The organism is Streptomyces doebereineriae, from assembly GCF_031845645.1.
In the GTDB taxonomy this organism is placed as follows: domain Bacteria; phylum Actinomycetota; class Actinomycetes; order Streptomycetales; family Streptomycetaceae; genus Streptomyces; species Streptomyces canus.
In genome coordinates this window covers 26,734-43,599 of the sequence record NZ_JAVREZ010000021.1, presented here as the reverse complement: position 1 = coordinate 43,599, position 16,866 = coordinate 26,734, and the positions used below count along the sequence as shown (strand labels likewise).

Here is a 16,866-nt window from a genome sequence, read left to right as displayed (position 1 = left end):
TGGGCCGAGGGGTGTCGCGGGCCGGCAGGGCATCTGTGCCGACATCGCCGGGCCGTGCCGCGGGCGAGGCGGAGCCAGGGGCACCCTGGGCGTCGGGCACTTGTCGGGTGAGGGACAATGGAGGCTCTGTCAGGGCGGGTTCATGAGGGGACGCATGTCGGACGCGGAGCGGGCGGGAGCATCCCGGCAGGACGAGAACGGCCGTCTCCTCGCCGGGCGGTACCGGCTGGGAGGAGTTCTCGGCCGCGGAGGCATGGGCACGGTGTGGCGTGCCGAGGACGAGACCCTGGGCAGGACGGTGGCCGTCAAGGAACTGCGGTTCCCGTCCAGCATCGACGAGGACGAGAAGCGCCGGCTGATCACGCGCACGCTGCGTGAGGCCAAGGCGATCGCGCGGATCCGCAACACCAGCGCGGTGACCGTGTACGACGTGGTCGACGAGGACGACCGGCCCTGGATCGTGATGGAGCTCGTCGAGGGCAAGTCGCTCGCCGAGGTCATCCGGGAGGACGGTCTGCTGGAGCCGAAGCGTGCGGCGGAGGTGGGCCTCGCGGTACTCGACGTGCTCAGGTCCGCGCACCGCGAGGGCATCCTGCACCGGGACGTGAAGCCGTCCAACGTGCTGATCTCCGAGGACGGCCGGGTCGTGCTCACCGACTTCGGCATCGCCCAGGTCGAGGGCGACCCGTCCATCACCTCCACCGGCATGCTCGTCGGCGCCCCCTCCTACATCTCCCCGGAGCGGGCCCGGGGGCACAAGCCGGGACCCGCGGCCGACCTGTGGTCGCTCGGCGGGCTGCTGTACGCGGCGGTCGAGGGCGCCCCGCCGTACGACAAGGGATCCGCGATCGCGACGCTCACGGCGGTGATGACCGAGCCGCTGGAGGAGCCGAAGAACGCGGGACCGCTCAAGGACGTCATCTACGGACTGCTCACCAAGGACCCCGCCCAGCGGATCGACGACGGCCGTGCCCGGGCCATGCTCACCGCGGTGATCCACGCGCCCGAGCCGAAGCCGGCCGAGCCGGAGCCCGCGGCGGACGTGACCCGGGTGGTGCCGTTGCCGGCGCAGCCGCAGGAGCGTGCGGGCGGTGAGGGGCTGCGCGGGGCGCTGCGTTCCGTGCGCAAGGCCGCCGGGGCTGCGGCGACGTCCGCTGCCGCGGCTCGGACCAAGTCCGGGAGCGGTACTGCGGGTTCGGGTGGCGGAAAGGTACCGACCCAGGCTTCCGAGGCTGCGGCGGCGGCTCCGGCCGCTCCGGCTTCCTCATCCTCTCCCGCTGCCTCGACCTCTCCGGCCACCTCGGCTCCTTCCGCGTCTCAGGGGAAGGGCGCGGCGAGTGCGCCGTCCGGGTCGGCGTCGACGTCGGCTTCGAGCGGGGTGGCCGGGGCCCGGGACGGGAAGACTCAGCAGGCCAACGCGGTCTCGGACGGGCGGAGTTCGGGATGGCCCGTGATGACGCCACCGCCGGACGTGGCGCCGAGGCCGGTGCCCAGGGCGCCGCTGACCGATGTGGTGCCGCGGCGGACTCTGGTGATCATCGCGGTGGTCGTGGCACTCGCGGTCCTCGGTACCGTGCTGGCCCTCACGCTCGGCGGGGACGACAACGACGGGGCGAAGGGCGGCGGCTCCAAGGTGACGGCGGGCGCGAGCGCCAGTGCCGACACCAAGGAGGACGAGAGCGGGGGCACCCGGAGCGACGGGGCCACCACCGGGTCCGGCTCGCCGGAGGCGGGTGCGGGGGCCGGGAACACGCCGAGTACCGAGGAGAGCGGCCAGAGTTCGGAGGGGTCCTCCGGTTCGGGGGGTTCCGCCGACGACGGTGCGGTGACCTCGACGCACAAGGGGAGCCAGGGGTACTCGATCGGGCTGCCGGAGGGGTGGAAGTTCCAGACCAGCGGTTCCGCGGGCGACCGGTTCACCGGGCCCGACGGTCAGAAGCTGCTCGTCGCCTGGACCACCACGCCCAAGGGCGACCCGGTGGCGGACTGGGAGAGCCAGGAGCAGAGCATGCGCCGCTCGCAGTACACCAAGATCCGCATAGAGAAGGTGGGCTACCGGGGCTGGAACGCGGCCGACTGGGAGTTCACCTATGTGGAGAGCGGGACGAAGTACCGGACGATAGACCGTGGATTCGTCGTGAACGGCCATCTCGGATATGCGCTGATGTACACCGCGAAAGCCGCGAACTGGGGCACTGAGCTGCGCAAGGACACATGGCACACGCTCGCTCGTACCTTCGAACCGAAGTCGTGACGCGCTCTGCGGTAAACGGTCATGTGTTTGGACCCTGAGATCTGGAATCCCCTCTTTGCGGGTTGCCTCCGGCACGTATCGTGAGTGTTTGCGGACCGTCCGCATCCAGGTATGGGTACGGAACGGGCCGCAAGGCGAACGGAATTGACCAACCGGGCGGCCGGGGGAGGCAACGTGGACGACTATGCGGGTCGGGTGCTCGCCGACCGCTACCGCCTGCCGCTCCCCCCGTCCGACGAGTACGAACTCACCGAGACGCGCGCCTTCGACACCTACAGTGGGCAGGAAGTCCTGGTCAGGCAGGTGCCGTTGCCCGAGGTCGTCGAGGCGGAGGTGCTCGACGCGGAGGGGCTGCCCGACGGGTTCACAGCCCGTGATCCCCGGGGTGCGCGGCGGCCTTCGGGGCGGGGCGGTACCCGCCGGCCCACGGAGCCTGCCGTGCGGCGGGCCGTCGAGGCGGCGCAGGCCGCCGCCCGGATCCCCGACCATCCACGGCTCGACCAGGTCTTCGACGTGTTCGCCGAGGGCGGTTCGCTGTGGATCGTCAGCGAGTTGGTGCCCGCGCGGCCGCTCGCGGCGCTGCTCGCCGAGAAGCCGCTGACGCCGTACCGGGCGGCCGAGGTCGCCTCGGACGTGCTCATGGCGCTGCGGGTGCTGCACGCGCACGGCTGGGTGCACCGCAACATCACCGCCCGCACGGTGCTCGTCTGCGACGACGGTCGGGTCATGCTGACCGGCCTCGCGGTCGGCGCGGCCGAGGAGGCACTGTGCGGGTACGACCCGGTGCCGGTCGAGTCGGGCGATTGGGGCGCCGGAGGCGGGGAGTCCCGGGCCGGGGCGGACGACGGTCCCGGCGGTGGACGTGCGGGTGCGGGAGCTCGTGAGTCTGCCGCGGGCCCGGGTGGGCTCGGTGGCGTCGACGGGCGTGGGGGACCTGGTGGATACGGGGTTCCCGGGCAGGCGACGGGTCCGGCCGGTGGGTTCGGCGCTGCGGGCAGGAGTGGTGGTGCCGGGGTGCCCGGCGGGGCTGGTGGCGCTCGTACGGCTCTCGGAAACGGTGGCACCGGTGCGGCCTTCGGGCTGGACGCCCGAAGTGCCGGGCCGGGCCCGGGTGGCGCGGTCACCTTCGGTGGGGGTGATCCCGAGGCCGCCCGGCGGGCCGCGATCGAGGCGCGGGAGGCCCGTGGGCTGCCCACTGCCGGCGTGGAGGCGACGAACGGAACCGGGGCTTCGGCCGAGCTCGTCCGCAGGGAGCCCGACGGCGGTACGGACATCCGCGCGGCGCGGGCCGGCGCGATCGCCGCGTATCGCGCGGGGGCACGGGCCGCGGCCCGGGTCCAGGAGGCGCAGAACAGCAGGGCCGCCCTGCCCGGAGCCCGCCCGGCGCCGGAGGCCGACCCCGCCGCACGAACACCCGGCGCCGACCCCGCCGTACAGACCGAAGGGGTGGCGCAGCCGCCGTATCCCTCGGTCAACGGCGGTGCGCAGTCCCCGTATCCGATGGCGAATGGCATCGAGCAGGCGCCCGGGGCCGGGGCGCCGGGGCAGATGGCCGATCCCTACGGAGCGCGCCCGGCTCCCTGGCGCGGTGCCGTGCCGCGCGGCGGGGGTGCGGCGCCGGTGGATGACGTTCCCGCTCTTGACGCTGTGCCCGCCGTTGATCAGGCGTCCGCGCCCACCCGCTGGGAGGACCTCCCCCCTGCCGATGCCCCCGCCCGCCGTGGCCCCGCCACCGCGCTCGCCGCCGAGCGGGCGCGGCAGGCCCGGATGGCCGTGGTGGGGCCCGTCACCGAGCGGTGGGCGCCGGAGCAGGCCGGGCCGGTGCATGAGAACTGGCAGCTCGCCGCGCCCATCGGACCCGCGACCGATCTGTGGGCTCTCGGGGCGTTGCTGTTCCGGGCCGTCCAGGGGCATGCGCCGTATCCCGAGGAATCGACGGCCGAGCTGGTGCAGTTGGTGTGCGCCGAGCCGCCCGCCTTCGCGGAGGAGTGCGGGCCGCTCAGGCCGGTCGTGGAGTCGCTGCTGCGGCAGGACCCGACCGAACGGCTGGACTTCGAGGAACTGCGCGGCTGGTTGCGGTCGTTGGTGCGGTCCGCGCCCGAGCCGGAGGCCGGCGCCCATGTCGTCGCCGCGCCCCCGGTGGACACGAGCCGGCTGCCGATCGTGCGGCGCCGGGGCGAGTTGGTGCGCAGGCGGCGCGCCGGGCTGCCCGCGACGCACGGACGGCACAAGCGGGCCCGGGAGGAGGCCGCTCCGTCGCCGCGCCGCCTGGGCCGCAACCTGCTGCTGCTCATCCTGCTGGTGATGGCCGCGGCGATCGTGTACGCCATGTACTTCATGCCGAAGGCGGACCCCGACGACGAGGGCGCCGCTCAGGAGACCGGTTCCACCAGTCAGGCCGGTCCGGCGCAGTCCCCCTCGACCAGCAGTGAACCGAGGCCCGAGCAGACGACTCCGGAGCCGTCACGGTCCAGCGGTGCCGCCGAGACCCAGACCGCCGGGCCCGAGGTCGCCGACGGCTTCACCCTGCGCACGGACCCCGAGGGCTTCAAGGTCGCGGTGGCGGGCGGCTGGGACCGCACCCCGAGGAACGGCCGCGGTCAGGTGGTCTATTCGCAGGGCAACTTCGAGCTGATCGTCGTCCCCGGGCGGGACACCGCGGCCGCGAACGGCAGCGATCCCATGGCCTACCAGCGGGAGAAGGAGCCCGAGCTCCAGCCGTACCGCGACTCCAGCTGGGCCACCGCCACCGGGCTGAAGTCGATCCAGGTGGGCACGCGGAGCATGGCCGAGGGGCAGTTCACCTGGACCGGCGACGACGGGCGCGAGCTGTACGTGCGCAATGTCGCGATCCTGATCGGCGGGAAGTACCACATCGTGCAGGTACGCGGGCCCGAGGCGGAGCGGGACGAGGTGACCCGGCTGTACGAACAGGCGTCGGCCACGTACCAGGTGACCGGCTGAACGGCGCTGACGGACGCCGTACCGGCGGCGCGGGTTCACTCGTACTTCGCGGAAGCGACAACCGTCACAGTGAGGTCTCCTTGACGCCCCCCTGGTTCCCCTCGGCGCGGGCCGGTCCTTAGTCTGACTGCGTCAAGAGCATTGCGGGGAAACGTGAATCAGATGCAGGGCCTGCTCCTCGCGGGGCGTTACCGGCTCGCCGACCCGATAGGCACGGGCGGCATGGGCCGTGTCTGGCGTGCCCATGACGAGGTGCTGCACCGGGCCGTGGCGATCAAGGAGTTGACCGCCGCGCTCTACGTTTCCGAGAGCGACCGGGCCGTGCTGCTCGCCCGGACCCGCGCCGAGGCGCGCGCGGCCGCCCGGATCAACCACTCGGCCGTCGTCACCGTGCACGACGTGCTCGACCACGACGGCCGGCCCTGGATCGTGATGGAGCTGGTCGAGGGCCGTTCGCTGGCGGACGCCGTCAAGGAGGACGGCCGTATCGAGGCGCGCGAGGCGGCCCGGATCGGGCTGTGGGTGCTGCGGGCCCTGCGTGCCGCGCACTCCGCCGGGGTGCTGCACCGGGACATCAAGCCCGGCAACGTCCTTCTGGCGCAGGACGGCCGCGTCCTGCTCACCGATTTCGGCATCGCCCAGATCGAGGGCGACACCACCATCACCCGCACCGGAGAGGTCGTCGGCTCGGTCGACTACCTCGCCCCCGAGCGGGTGCGCGGCGCCGACCCCGGCCCGTCCGCCGACCTGTGGGCGCTGGGCGCCACGCTGTACACGGCGGTCGAGGGGCGCTCGCCGTTCCGCCGTACGACCCCGCTGACCACCATGCAGGCCGTAGTCGACGAGGAACCCGCCGAACCGCGCCACGCCGGCCCGCTCGGGCCCGTCATCGCCGCCCTGCTGCACAAGGATCCCGCCGTGCGGCCCGAAGCGGCCGAGGCCGAGCAGATGCTCGCCGAGGCGGCGGAGGGACGGCGGCCGAGCGCGGCACAGGCGTATGTGCCGACGCAACATGTGCGTTCCCGCCATGAGCCGGGGGCGAACAGCGGGTCCCACAGTGGGCCCGGCACACCGACGACGGGCACACCGGTCAGCGGTACGTCGTATGTCTCGGCCACGGGACCGTCGTACTCCTCGGGCTCGGGCCCGACGTACCACTCGGGCACCGGTGCGCCGTATCCCCAGGCGACCGGACCCACGACCATCGGTCCCCCGCCCCACACCGGCCCCATGACCCCCGCCGCTCCGTCCAGGCGCCGCCGCCTGCGGTCCTTCGTGCTCGTCGTCGCACTCGCGGCGATCGTGAGCGCCGGAACCGCGATCGGCCTGCAGAAGTGGGACGAGGGGCGGAACTCGGGCGGTACATCGAGCGCGCCGCCCAGTCCCACACCGAGCCCGCAGACCGGGGATGGTGCCGCGGACGGCTGGAAGCGGTACAACGATCCCGTGGGCTTCAGCGTGTATCTGCCCCGGGGCTGGGATCGGTCGGTCTTCGGGACCCCCGCCAACGGTCTGACCCAGATCGACTACTCGCCGGACGAGGGCAAGCACTTCGTCCGGATCGCCATCGATACCTCGCCGGACTTCCTGGATCCCCTTGCTCACCAGCGCAACCTTGAACTGCAGATCGACGGGCTCAAGGACTACCACCGCGTGGGCATGGTCAGGAACGACTACCGGGACCGGCCGGGCGCCCGGTGGGAGTACACCTGGACCGCGCTTTCGAAGGACATCGCCTTCCCCGGGCCGCGCCGGGCCGTGGAGGAGACGTACATGTCCCGGGACGGCGTCGAGTACGTGATCTACATGTCGTCGCCCGCGGAGAGCTGGCCGACCACCAGCAAGCAGTTCACGAGGGTGCTCCAGGGCTGGAACGAGCCGAACAGCTGACGGAGTTGGCCGGTCACCCTCCCGGAGGGCATCCGTCCGCTGCGGCATGATGGGGCGCATGGGGACCGAGGGGGACACCTTCCGTGTGATCGCGGGCCGTTATCGCCTGGAGGCGAGGATCGGGCGCGGCGGCATGGGCGTGGTGTGGCGGGCGACCGACCAACTGCTCGGCCGGCAGGTGGCCGTCAAGGAGATCCCCCTCGACGAGACGCTCTCCGCCGAGGACGCCCGGCTCCAGCGCGACCGGACCCTGCGCGAGGCCGGCGCGGTGGCCCGGCTGTCCCACCCGCACATCATCGTGGTCCACGACGTCGTCGAGCAGGACGAACGGCCGTACATCGTCATGGAGTTGATCGACGGCGGCTCCCTCGCCGACCGGATCTCCGCGCACGGCCCGGTCGACGCCGCCGAGGCCGCCCGGATCGGTGCCGACCTGTTGAGCGCGTTGCGCGCAGCGCACACGGCCGGCGTGCTGCACCGGGACATCAAGCCCGCCAACGTGCTCGTCGAGTCCGGCACCGGCCGGGTCGTGCTCACCGACTTCGGCATCGCCCAGGTCGCGGGCGCCACCACCCTCACCGAGACCGGCTCCTTCGTCGGCTCGCCCGAGTACACCGCGCCCGAGCGGATGTCCGGGGTCAGAACCGGCCCGGAGGCCGACCTGTGGTCCCTCGGCGCGCTGCTGTGCACGGCCCTGAGCGGTGAATCGCCGTTCAGGCGGGACTCGTTGGGCGGCATCCTGCACGCCGTCGTCATCGACGAGATCCGGCCGCCCGCGCAGGCCGCGCCGCTCCTTCCCGTCGTACGGGGACTGCTGGAGCGGGATCCCGAGCGGCGGCTGGACGCGGTGGAGGCGGAGCGGATGCTGCGGGCCTTCGGGGAGACGGGCCGCACACCGCCGCGCCGGGCACCCGAGCGTGCGTACACGCCGACCCAGCGGGATCTTCCGCTACGGCGGTCCCCGGCGCCGGAGCGGGCTGGGCGCGGTGGGCTCATGGCGCCGGTGCGGTGGCGGCGGGGCGTGCTCGCGGCGGCGCTGCTGGTCGCCGTGACGGCGGGAGCGGGGGTGTCGGCGGCGGTGCTGCTGATGGACCGGGGCGGGGGTGACGGCCGTACGACCGCCGGTAGTCCGGTGCCCGGAACTCCCACCAGCAGCCCGACCGGAACGGCTGAGCCCGCGCCCACCGTGACCCTCCCTTCCGCCCCCTCCGGTTACCGCGTCGCCGAGGACCCCGCCGGGTTCGCGCTCGCCGTGCCCGACGGGTTCACCCGTGAGCCGCAGGGGGAGCGGGTCTTCTACCTGTCGTCCGGGGAGACCTTCCGGCTCGGCATCAAGGTGACCGACCCCCAACCCGGTGGCCCGGTGGGTGTGATGCGGCGCGCGGCCGCCAAGGGCCCGGAGACCAACCCCGGTTACCGTGACGGCCGGGTCACCTCGGTCACGCACCGTGGACGGCCCGCCGCGTTCTGGGAGTTCACCTGGGACGGCTTCAGCGCGGCCGAGGGCGCCAGGCACACCTACGACGTGTGCTGGGAGGAGGACGGCCGGCTGTACGACGTGTGGGTGTCGGCGCCGATGGGGAAGGCGCGGGAGGCCAAGGAGTACTTCGACGTGGCGGTCGACACGTTCACCGTGCCGTAGAGATACGTCACGGGTGTGTGACCGGAACGCGTCACCTCTGGATGCCTGCGGGTCTGGCGCGATATGGATGAACCCATGAGCAGCAGCGGGGGAGTCGGCCACGAGTCCGACGAGACGACGAGTTATGTACTGCAACCTCCCAGGCCACCTCAGCCGGAGCCGGGCGTCGGCCGGCTCGTCGTGGGCCGGTACCGGCTGCTCGCCAAGCTCGGGCACGGTGGCATGGGCACGGTGTGGCGGGCCAAGGATGAGACGGTGGACCGCGAGGTGGCCGTCAAGGAGCCCCGCGTCCCGGATCACCTTCCCGAACGTGAACAAGGCAACGCCTTCGAGCGAATGCGTCGTGAGGCACGCGCCGCAGCTCGGCTGGACCATCCCTCCGTCGTGAACGTGCATGATGTGGCGGTCGTGGACGGCCGGCCGTGGATCGTGATGGAGCTGGTCCAGGGCCGTTCGCTGGGCGACGCGCTGCAGGAGGGCACCCTCGGGGCGCGGGAAGCGGCGAGAATCGGCCTCGAGGTGCTCGGCGCGCTGGAGGCCGCGCACGCGGCGGGCATCCTGCACAGGGATGTGAAACCGGACAACGTCCTGCTCGGCCGGTACGACCGGGTCGTCCTCACCGACTTCGGCATCGCCCAGATCGAGGGCGAGACCAACCTGACCGACACCGGCGGCTTCGTCGGCTCGCCCGAGTTCATCGCCCCCGAGCGGGTGCTGGGCCAGAGGCCTGGCCCCGCCTCCGATCTCTGGTCCCTCGGCGTGGTCCTGTACGCGGCCACGGAAGGCGTCTCGCCGTTCCGCCGCAGCAACACCCCCGCGACCCTCCAGTCGGTCCTCAACGCCACGCCCGCGCCGCCCGCCGCCGCGCACGGCCCGCTCGCCGACGCCATCAACGGCCTCCTCCAGAAGGACCCGGCGCGGCGGCCGAACGCCGCACAGGTCCGGGCACTCCTGGAGGCCACCGCCCACCCGCCCGTCCCCGAGCCCACGCAGATCGTGCGGACCGTGGAGGTCCCGGCGGGCGGCGGCCTCCGGCTGGGCCGCAAGGCGTGGCTCGGGCTCGGCGGGGCGGTCGTCGCGGCCGCGGTGGCGGCGTATCTGGTGATCGCGGACCCGTTCGCGGGGCCGCTGCCGGACGGCTGGACCAAGAAGCACACCAAGGACGTCGCCGCGACGCTGGCGGTGCCCGCGGACTACCAGCCCTCCACGCCCGACCGGAAGACGGACAAGACCCACTGGATCACGTACGCCGACTACAGCGGCAGCATCTGGATCGGACTGACCCTGGACCGCAAGGCCGAGGACACCGCCCGCAGCATCGCGGGTTCCGCGGCCGCCGAGATGTACGACGACGACAGTCGGTTCAAGGAGAGCGGCGAGTACGACCTCAGCATGCCGGACACCGCGAAGACCCGGCCGGAGGACGAGACGTACCAGGGCCGGAAGGCCGCCAAGAACACCGTCACGTACACGACGACGGACACGCAGAACCCCCGCCCCCGCGAACTCCAGATCTTCTACTACCGGACCTCCACCGGCGACTTGTACAAACTCACCGTCAGCTATCCCGGCAAGGGGGACTTCACCGGGCGGGGGCGGGAGGTGGCGCGGACGGCGATCGCGAATCTGGGGGTGGACAAGCTCTGAGGGCGGTGCGGTCGCGCGGCAATTGCGTTGTCAGTGACGGCAGTTAAGGTCATCCTCCTCTGGGACCACTGGGGCCCGATCTTGGGGGAGGGACCGTGAAACAGTACGTGTGGACGCGTGCCGCGACGATGGGCGCCGCCGCGTTGCTCGCCGTCGGCGGGGCAGGGGGTGTGGCGGCCGCCGTGGACGACGAGGCGCCCGAGGCTCCCGTCGTCACGTCGACGGAGTATCCGGACGACGACAACTGGCATGACGGCGTGGGAAGTTACGGCACCTTCGTGATCGATTCGGCGTCCGAGGACGTCGTGTCGTACCGGTACGCGTGGCTCGGCGGCCCGACCCGGACGCTCACGTCCGCCGAGCCCGGCGCCCCCGTGTCGCTGCGCTGGATGCCGGAGAAGGAGGGGCCCACCTACCTCCAGGTCCAGGCGGTCGACTCCGCCGGCCACATCAGCGCCCGGATCACCCACTACGTCCGGGTCCGGGACGGCCGCGCTGCCGTCACCCACTGGGACCCCGACAGCCAGTCCGGCGCGGTCACCGGCTCCGGCGTCGGCCTCGGCGCCCCCGGACCCTCCGGCACCGGCGTGGCCTCGGCCGCCGCCTTCGACGGCACGGACGAGGGGTACGCGAGCCTGGACACGTCGGCGGACCTCACGCGGACCTTCTCCGTCGACGCCTGGGTGCGGCCGGACGATCTCGACGGCTCCTCGTCCGCCGTCAGCCATGCCGGCTTCTCGCTGGGGGCCGTGGCCGGCTCGGCCTACTTCTTCGAACTCCCCAACCCGGACGGCGGCGACACGATCCGCGTGGCCGGCGGCGCCCCGGAGGAGGGCGAGTGGGCGCACCTCACCGGCGTGTACGACGCCGAGCAGAAGACCGCGAGCCTGTATGTCGACGGAGCGTCCGTGGGCACGGTCGTGGGCGCCGTCGCCCCGGGCGGCACCGGCTCGCTGCGGCTGGGAGCGGACGGCGACGGCGGCCACTGGAGCGGACTGCTCACCGATGTGAACGTCTGGGACCGCGTGTTCGTGCCGAGAGAGATCACCGCAGCGGCGACGCGCAAGGCCCAGCGCCTCGGCTACTGGGACCTGGAGTCGGCGACCGACGGGAAGAGCCCGGCGTACGCGGGCGGCGCGCCGCTGACCCTGGCGGGGGACGCGTCGATCTACGCGGCCACGGACGACTGCCCCTGGAACCCCGACTGCACACCGGTGACCTACCCGATGGTGGGCAACGGCGACCTGCTGCTCGACGGCGACGGTGACCACGCCACCACGCCGACCGCGCTGACCCCGACCGACGCGGGCTTCTCGGCGGCCGTGCATGTCCGTCTGCCCGAGGACATCCCAGCCCGTGACATGACCGTGCTGTCCCAGCCGGGCGAGAACACCGACCTGTTCACCCTGCGCTATGTCGCCGTGTCCCGGACCTGGCAGGCCGTGGTGGCGCACGAGGACCGGGCCGACGCGCCGACCACGACGGTCAGCGCGCCGCTCGAGCTCTATCCGCCGGGCGGCGACCACTTCCTCGCGGTGGTCTACGACGAGTCGACCGACCAACTGCGGCTGTACGTGGGCGACGACTACGCCGCCGACACCGCGCGTGTGGCGGGCGTCGACGCCTGGGCGCCGACGGGTGATCTCCAGATAGGCCGCACGCTCACCGGCGACGACGGCACGGACCATCTGGCGGGCGAGATCGACGAGATCCACACGTACGCCGGCGTGGTCAGCCGTACTCAACTCGCGTTTCTGGCAGCCGGCGGCACCGACTCCTGACACCGACCGGTCGGCGCCCGCATCTGTCTCGTGGTACTCGGCGCCGTGCGCGCCGCGCACTCCGTCGTGATCGGCCGGAGTCGGGGGTTTGGAGCTGCTGCCGCTGGAGTGCGGGCAAGAGCGTTTTGGTGAGCGGGAGTGAGTGTTGCTGGTCTGTGGTGTGTCACGCGCCTCGGTGGTGGTGTCTGTTTCAGCGGGGAACTGGCGTTCCCTCATCGAATGCGTGACCTTCACGGGTGGTGCTCGTTTCCCATGGCGACGGGATCGTCGGGTGGGGCCGGGCGGGGGTGACAGAGTGGGTGAGCTGAGGAGTCTCGCCGAGCCGTTTGTCGCGTCCGGTCCCGGTGGTGTGGCCGTCCGGACCCGCCTCAAGCAGCTGACGCCGGACGATGAGAAGGTGCTGCGCCTGGTCGGCGGGCATCTGGGGTCGCTGGCCTCGAAGGATCTCAAGGCGCGCTGCCGGGGCGGTCTGGAGCATTCCGGTGCGGCGTGGGCGGTGCGTAAGCGGGAGTTGACGCCCCTGTCGTCGTCGCGGTGGGCGGGCAGTATCACCAAGGCCTCGCACGACCAGTGGGCGCTGGCCCGGCGTGGTCAGTCGGCGCACATCCAGAACCTGGAAGCGGGCATCCGCACGATCGAGGACCGGCTGTCCCAGCCGGTCGGGCGGAAGGGGCCCAATGGGGCGCCGGGGGGTTATCGGTCGCGGCGGGAGTGGCATGCGAAGTCCCGGCGGCTGCGGGTGCTTCAGGACCGGCTGGCTGCCGCGCGGGCCGACCGCGAGGCCGGCATCGTGCACGTCGTGCGGGGTGGCAAGCGTCTGGCCCGCGCCCGGCACCACCTGGAGGCGGCCGGGCTGACCGAGGGCGCATGGCGCCGGTGTTGGGAGGCGGAGCGCTGGTTCTGCCAGGCGGACGGTGAGTCGGGCAAGCGGTATGGCAACGAGACGATCCGCGTCAGCCCCGATGGTGAGGTGAGTATCAAGCTGCCCGCGCCGCTCACCCATCTGGCGAACGCCCCGCACGGACGCTACGTCCTGGCCTGCCGGGTCGCGTTCGCGCACCGGGGCGCCGAGTGGGCCGACCGCGTCGCGGCCGACCGGGCACTCGCCTACCGCGTTCACTACGACGTCGGCCGGTTCCGCTGGTACCTGACCGCCTCCTGGCAGTTCCCGCCCACCCCCGCTCTCTCGATCGAGGCCGCGCTCGCGCACGGTGTGATCGGCGTCGACATGAATGCGGATCATCTGGCCGCCTGGCGCCTCGACGTCCACGGCAACCCGACCGGCGCCCCGCGCCGCTTCTTCTACGATCTGACCGGCAGCGCGCCCCATCGGGACGCCCAGGTCCGCCACGCCCTGACCGGCTTGCTTTACTGGGCCCGCGCTTGTGGTGTGCAGGCGATCGCGGTGGAGGACCTGGACTTCGCCGCCGAGAAGACCCGGGAGAAGCACGGCCGCAAGAGGCGGTTCCGTCAGCTGATCTCTGGCTTGCCCACCGGTAAGCTCCGCGCCCGGCTGGCGTCGATGGCCGACCAGACGGGCATCGTGGTCATCGCCGTTGACCCGGCCTACACCAGCCGTTGGGGTGCCCAGCACTGGCAGAAGCCTCTCACCACGAAGAACCGTAAGACCACTCGCCATGATGCTGCTGCCGTGGCGATCGGAAGGCGCGCCCAGGGACACCCGGTCCGGCGACGGACGGCACCGCCCCCTGCTCACCGGAGTGATGAGCAGGGGCATCGGACCGTCCAGGCCGGACCAGGTGTTCCCGGGCGTGAGGGAACCCGCCCCCGCATCCCCGGACCACGGACACGATCCGTCGGCGCCGGATGCGGAGCGAACGCGGGCAACCAGAACGCCCAACACCGTCCGGGGCGTTCGGCTGAGCACGAGACCTGGCAACAGGACTCACTCCCGCTCAGTCGCTAGGAACGGTCTGAGCCTGCCGCTTCGACAACGGCGTGGTGCGCACGGTAGTCATGTGCCATGAGCGAAGGCGGCGAACACTCGCCCGACGGACGTCTGATTGACGGGCGTTACCGGCTTGCCGGGCGGATCGGGTCCGGACCCAACGGCACCGTGTGGCGGGCTCTCGACGAGCGGGAGGGGCGGCACGTCGCCGTCAAGGAGCTCCGGCTGAGCGAGGACGCCGAGGACGAGGAACGGCGGCGGGTGGTGCATCGACTCGCGCACGAGGCCCGTGCCGCCGCGCGGGTCGACCATCCGGCCGCCGTCACCCTTCACGGCGTACTGCTCGACGACGAACTTCCGTGGGTCGTGATGGAGTTGGTGGCGGGGGAGCCGCTGGACGTGGTGCTCGCCAGGCGGGGACCGTTGCCGGCCGCCGAGACCGCCCGGATCGGCCTCGCCGTCCTCGGCGCCCTCCACGCCGCCCATGGCGTCGGCATCGTCCACCGCCACCTCAAGCCGACCAACGTGCTTCTCGAAACGGGGAGCGGACGGGTGGTGGTGACCGACTTCGGGATCGGCGGCGCCGGGCACACCGGCGGCCGGGAGAGCTCCGCCGGGTTCGTCGCTCCGGAGTCTGCGTCGGGGCCCGGTGCGGGGCCCGCTTCCGATCTGTGGTCGCTGGGGGCGGTGCTCCGGGCGGCGGTGTCGGTCGCACAGGCCGGCCCTCTGGGGCCGTTGCTGCAGCGGCTCCTCGTCCCCGACCCGGAGGAGCGGCCGTCGGCGGAGGAGGCCGCACGCGTGCTGGCCGAGGTCGCCGGGACGAGCTCGCCGGAGTGGGCCCTGCTCGCGGACGCACCGGGGGCGGGGCAGGGCTCCGGGAGTGAGGCCGCGGCCGCGCAGGCCGGGCCTCCCGCGGCCGACCTCCAAGACCCGTCCGCCGGTCCGTCGACCGTCCCCGAGCCCCGTCGTCTCACGGCCCTGTCCGCCCTCGGCCTCCTGCTCCAGAAAAAACCCGAACGCGGCTGATCGTCCCGTCGCCCAACCCCCTGATCAGCACATTCACCGCCAGTCATCACTGGCAAGGTGTGTGTACGTCGTGAACGCCCGTTACCGACGGGTACCCAAAGCCCCCGCTCCCGAATACCCTGCGGCTCATGACGGACGCGCAGGCCACGGCCAAGACCGGCACGAACCCCCTCGCCCCCGCCCCGGAGGGCGCCCGTACCGCGGCCGACGTGGTCACCCCGGAGCTGGTCGCCCAGCTCACCAAGGGCGTGACCGGGTCCGGTCGTACCGCCAACCACACGCCGTTCACCGGCGAGAAGCTGGCCGACCTGCCCGAGTCGACGCCGGAGGACGTGGAGAAGGCCTTCGAGGCGGCCCGCAGGGCGCAGGCCGTGTGGGAGCAGACCCCGGTACGGCAGCGTGCCGCCGTCCTGCTGCGCTTCCACGATCTGATCCTCGAACGCCAGGCCGAGGTCCTCGACCTCATCCAGCTGGAGACCGGCAAGGCCCGTCTGCACGCCCACGAGGAGGTGCAGGCGGTCGCCGTGGCGGCACGGCACTACGGCCGTAAGGCGCCCGCCTATCTCAAGCCGAAGCGGCACACCGGTGCCGTGCCGACCCTCACCAAGGTCACCGAGCTGCGCCACCCACGCGGGGTCGTCGGCCAGATCGCCCCCTGGAACTACCCGCTGGAGCTGTCCGTCGGCGACGCGCTCCCCGCCTTCGTCGCGGGCAACGCCGTCGTCATGAAGCCGGACACCGAGACCTGCCTGACCGCCCTGTGGGCCCGCGACCTGCTCGTCGAGGCCGGCCTGCCCGCCGAGGTCTTCCAGGTCGTCCTGGGCGACGGGCCCGTCGTCGGCCCCGAGGTCGTCCGGCACGCCGACTACGTCTCCTTCACCGGCTCCACCCGCACCGGGCGCGAGGTCGCCCAGGGCGCCGCCGCCCGCCTGGTCGGTGTCTCCCTCGAACTCGGCGGCAAGAACGCCATGCTGGTCCTGGAGGACGCCGACATCGAGAAGGCCGCCGCCGGTGCCGTCCGCGCCTGCTTCTCCTCGGCCGGCCAACTCTGCATCTCCATCGAGCGGTTGTACGTCCACGAGTCGATCGCGGACGCTTTCCTGGAGCGCTTCGCCGCCCGCACCAAGGCCATGCGGCTCGGCACGTCCCTGGCCTACGGCGCCGACATGGGCTCGCTGGTGGGGGAGCGGCAGCTGGAGACGGTCACCCGGCATGTCGAGGAGGCCGTGTCCAAGGGGGCCAAGGTCGTCGCCGGCGGCGTCGCCCGCCCGGACGTCGGCCCCTACTTCTTCGAGCCGACCATCCTCGACGGCGTCACCGAGCCGATGGCCGTGTGCACCGAGGAGACCTTCGGCCCGGTCGTCTCCCTCTACCGGTTCAAGACCGAGGACGAGGCGGTCGAGCTCGCCAACTCCACGCCGTACGGCCTGAATTCCTCGGTGTGGACGAAGGACGGCAAGCGCGGCCGCGAGATCGCCTCCCGGGTGCGGGCCGGCACGGTCAACGTCAACGAGGGATACGCCTCCGCCTACGGCAGCGTCCAGTCCCCGATGGGCGGCATGAAGGACTCCGGCCTCGGCCGGCGCCACGGCTCCGAGGGCATCCTCAAGTACACGGAGGCCCAGACGATCGCCCAGCAGAGGCTGCTGCCGATGGCGCCCTCGCTGGGGATGGACGACGAGAAGTACGCGCAGTTCATGAGCCGGAGCCTGAAGGTGATGAAGGCCTTCCGCTTCAAGTAGAAACGCCCGTT

The 16,866-nt window shown here is 72.4% G+C and carries 8 protein-coding genes and 1 pseudogene; all 9 read left to right on the top strand.

Translation table 11 applies throughout. The features are described from left to right. Window positions 1-154: 154 nt before the first annotated feature. Window positions 155-2,254 carry a serine/threonine-protein kinase gene (locus tag RNB18_RS40985; RefSeq protein ID WP_311719302.1) on the top strand — a complete coding sequence of 700 codons (2,100 nt, stop codon included), beginning with the start codon at window positions 155-157 and terminating at the stop codon, window positions 2,252-2,254. A gap of 174 nt (window positions 2,255-2,428) precedes the next feature. Next, window positions 2,429-5,218, top strand: coding sequence for a protein kinase (locus RNB18_RS40980; RefSeq protein ID WP_311719212.1), 2,790 nt, complete (start codon window positions 2,429-2,431; stop codon window positions 5,216-5,218). 162 nt (window positions 5,219-5,380) lie between these two features. After that, a complete protein-coding gene (locus tag RNB18_RS40975; protein WP_311719301.1) occupies window positions 5,381-7,108 on the top strand; it encodes a serine/threonine-protein kinase in 1,728 nt (575 codons plus the stop codon). Between the two features lie 58 nt (window positions 7,109-7,166). Continuing rightward, window positions 7,167-8,750 (top strand): serine/threonine-protein kinase, encoded by a 1,584-nt coding sequence (locus RNB18_RS40970; RefSeq protein ID WP_311719211.1) that lies wholly within the window; start codon window positions 7,167-7,169, stop codon window positions 8,748-8,750. Between the two features lie 75 nt (window positions 8,751-8,825). Beyond that, window positions 8,826-10,397 (top strand): serine/threonine-protein kinase, encoded by a 1,572-nt coding sequence (locus RNB18_RS40965; protein ID WP_311719210.1) that lies wholly within the window; start codon window positions 8,826-8,828, stop codon window positions 10,395-10,397. Between the two features lie 95 nt (window positions 10,398-10,492). After that, a complete protein-coding gene (locus RNB18_RS40960; protein ID WP_311719208.1) occupies window positions 10,493-12,178 on the top strand; it encodes a LamG domain-containing protein in 1,686 nt (561 codons plus the stop codon). A 295-nt stretch (window positions 12,179-12,473) separates the two neighbouring features. Next, a pseudogene (locus RNB18_RS40955) lies at window positions 12,474-14,105 on the top strand (IS200/IS605 family accessory protein TnpB-related protein). A gap of 57 nt (window positions 14,106-14,162) precedes the next feature. After that, the gene (locus RNB18_RS40950) at window positions 14,163-15,113 is read left to right on the top strand and encodes a serine/threonine-protein kinase (RefSeq protein WP_311719207.1); all 951 of its coding nucleotides are present in this window, start codon (window positions 14,163-14,165) and stop codon (window positions 15,111-15,113) included. 128 nt (window positions 15,114-15,241) lie between these two features. Further along, on the top strand, window positions 15,242-16,855 hold the full coding sequence (locus tag RNB18_RS40945; RefSeq protein ID WP_311719206.1) for a succinic semialdehyde dehydrogenase: 1,614 nt from the start codon (window positions 15,242-15,244) through the stop codon (window positions 16,853-16,855). The last annotated feature ends 11 nt before the right edge of the window (window positions 16,856-16,866 follow it).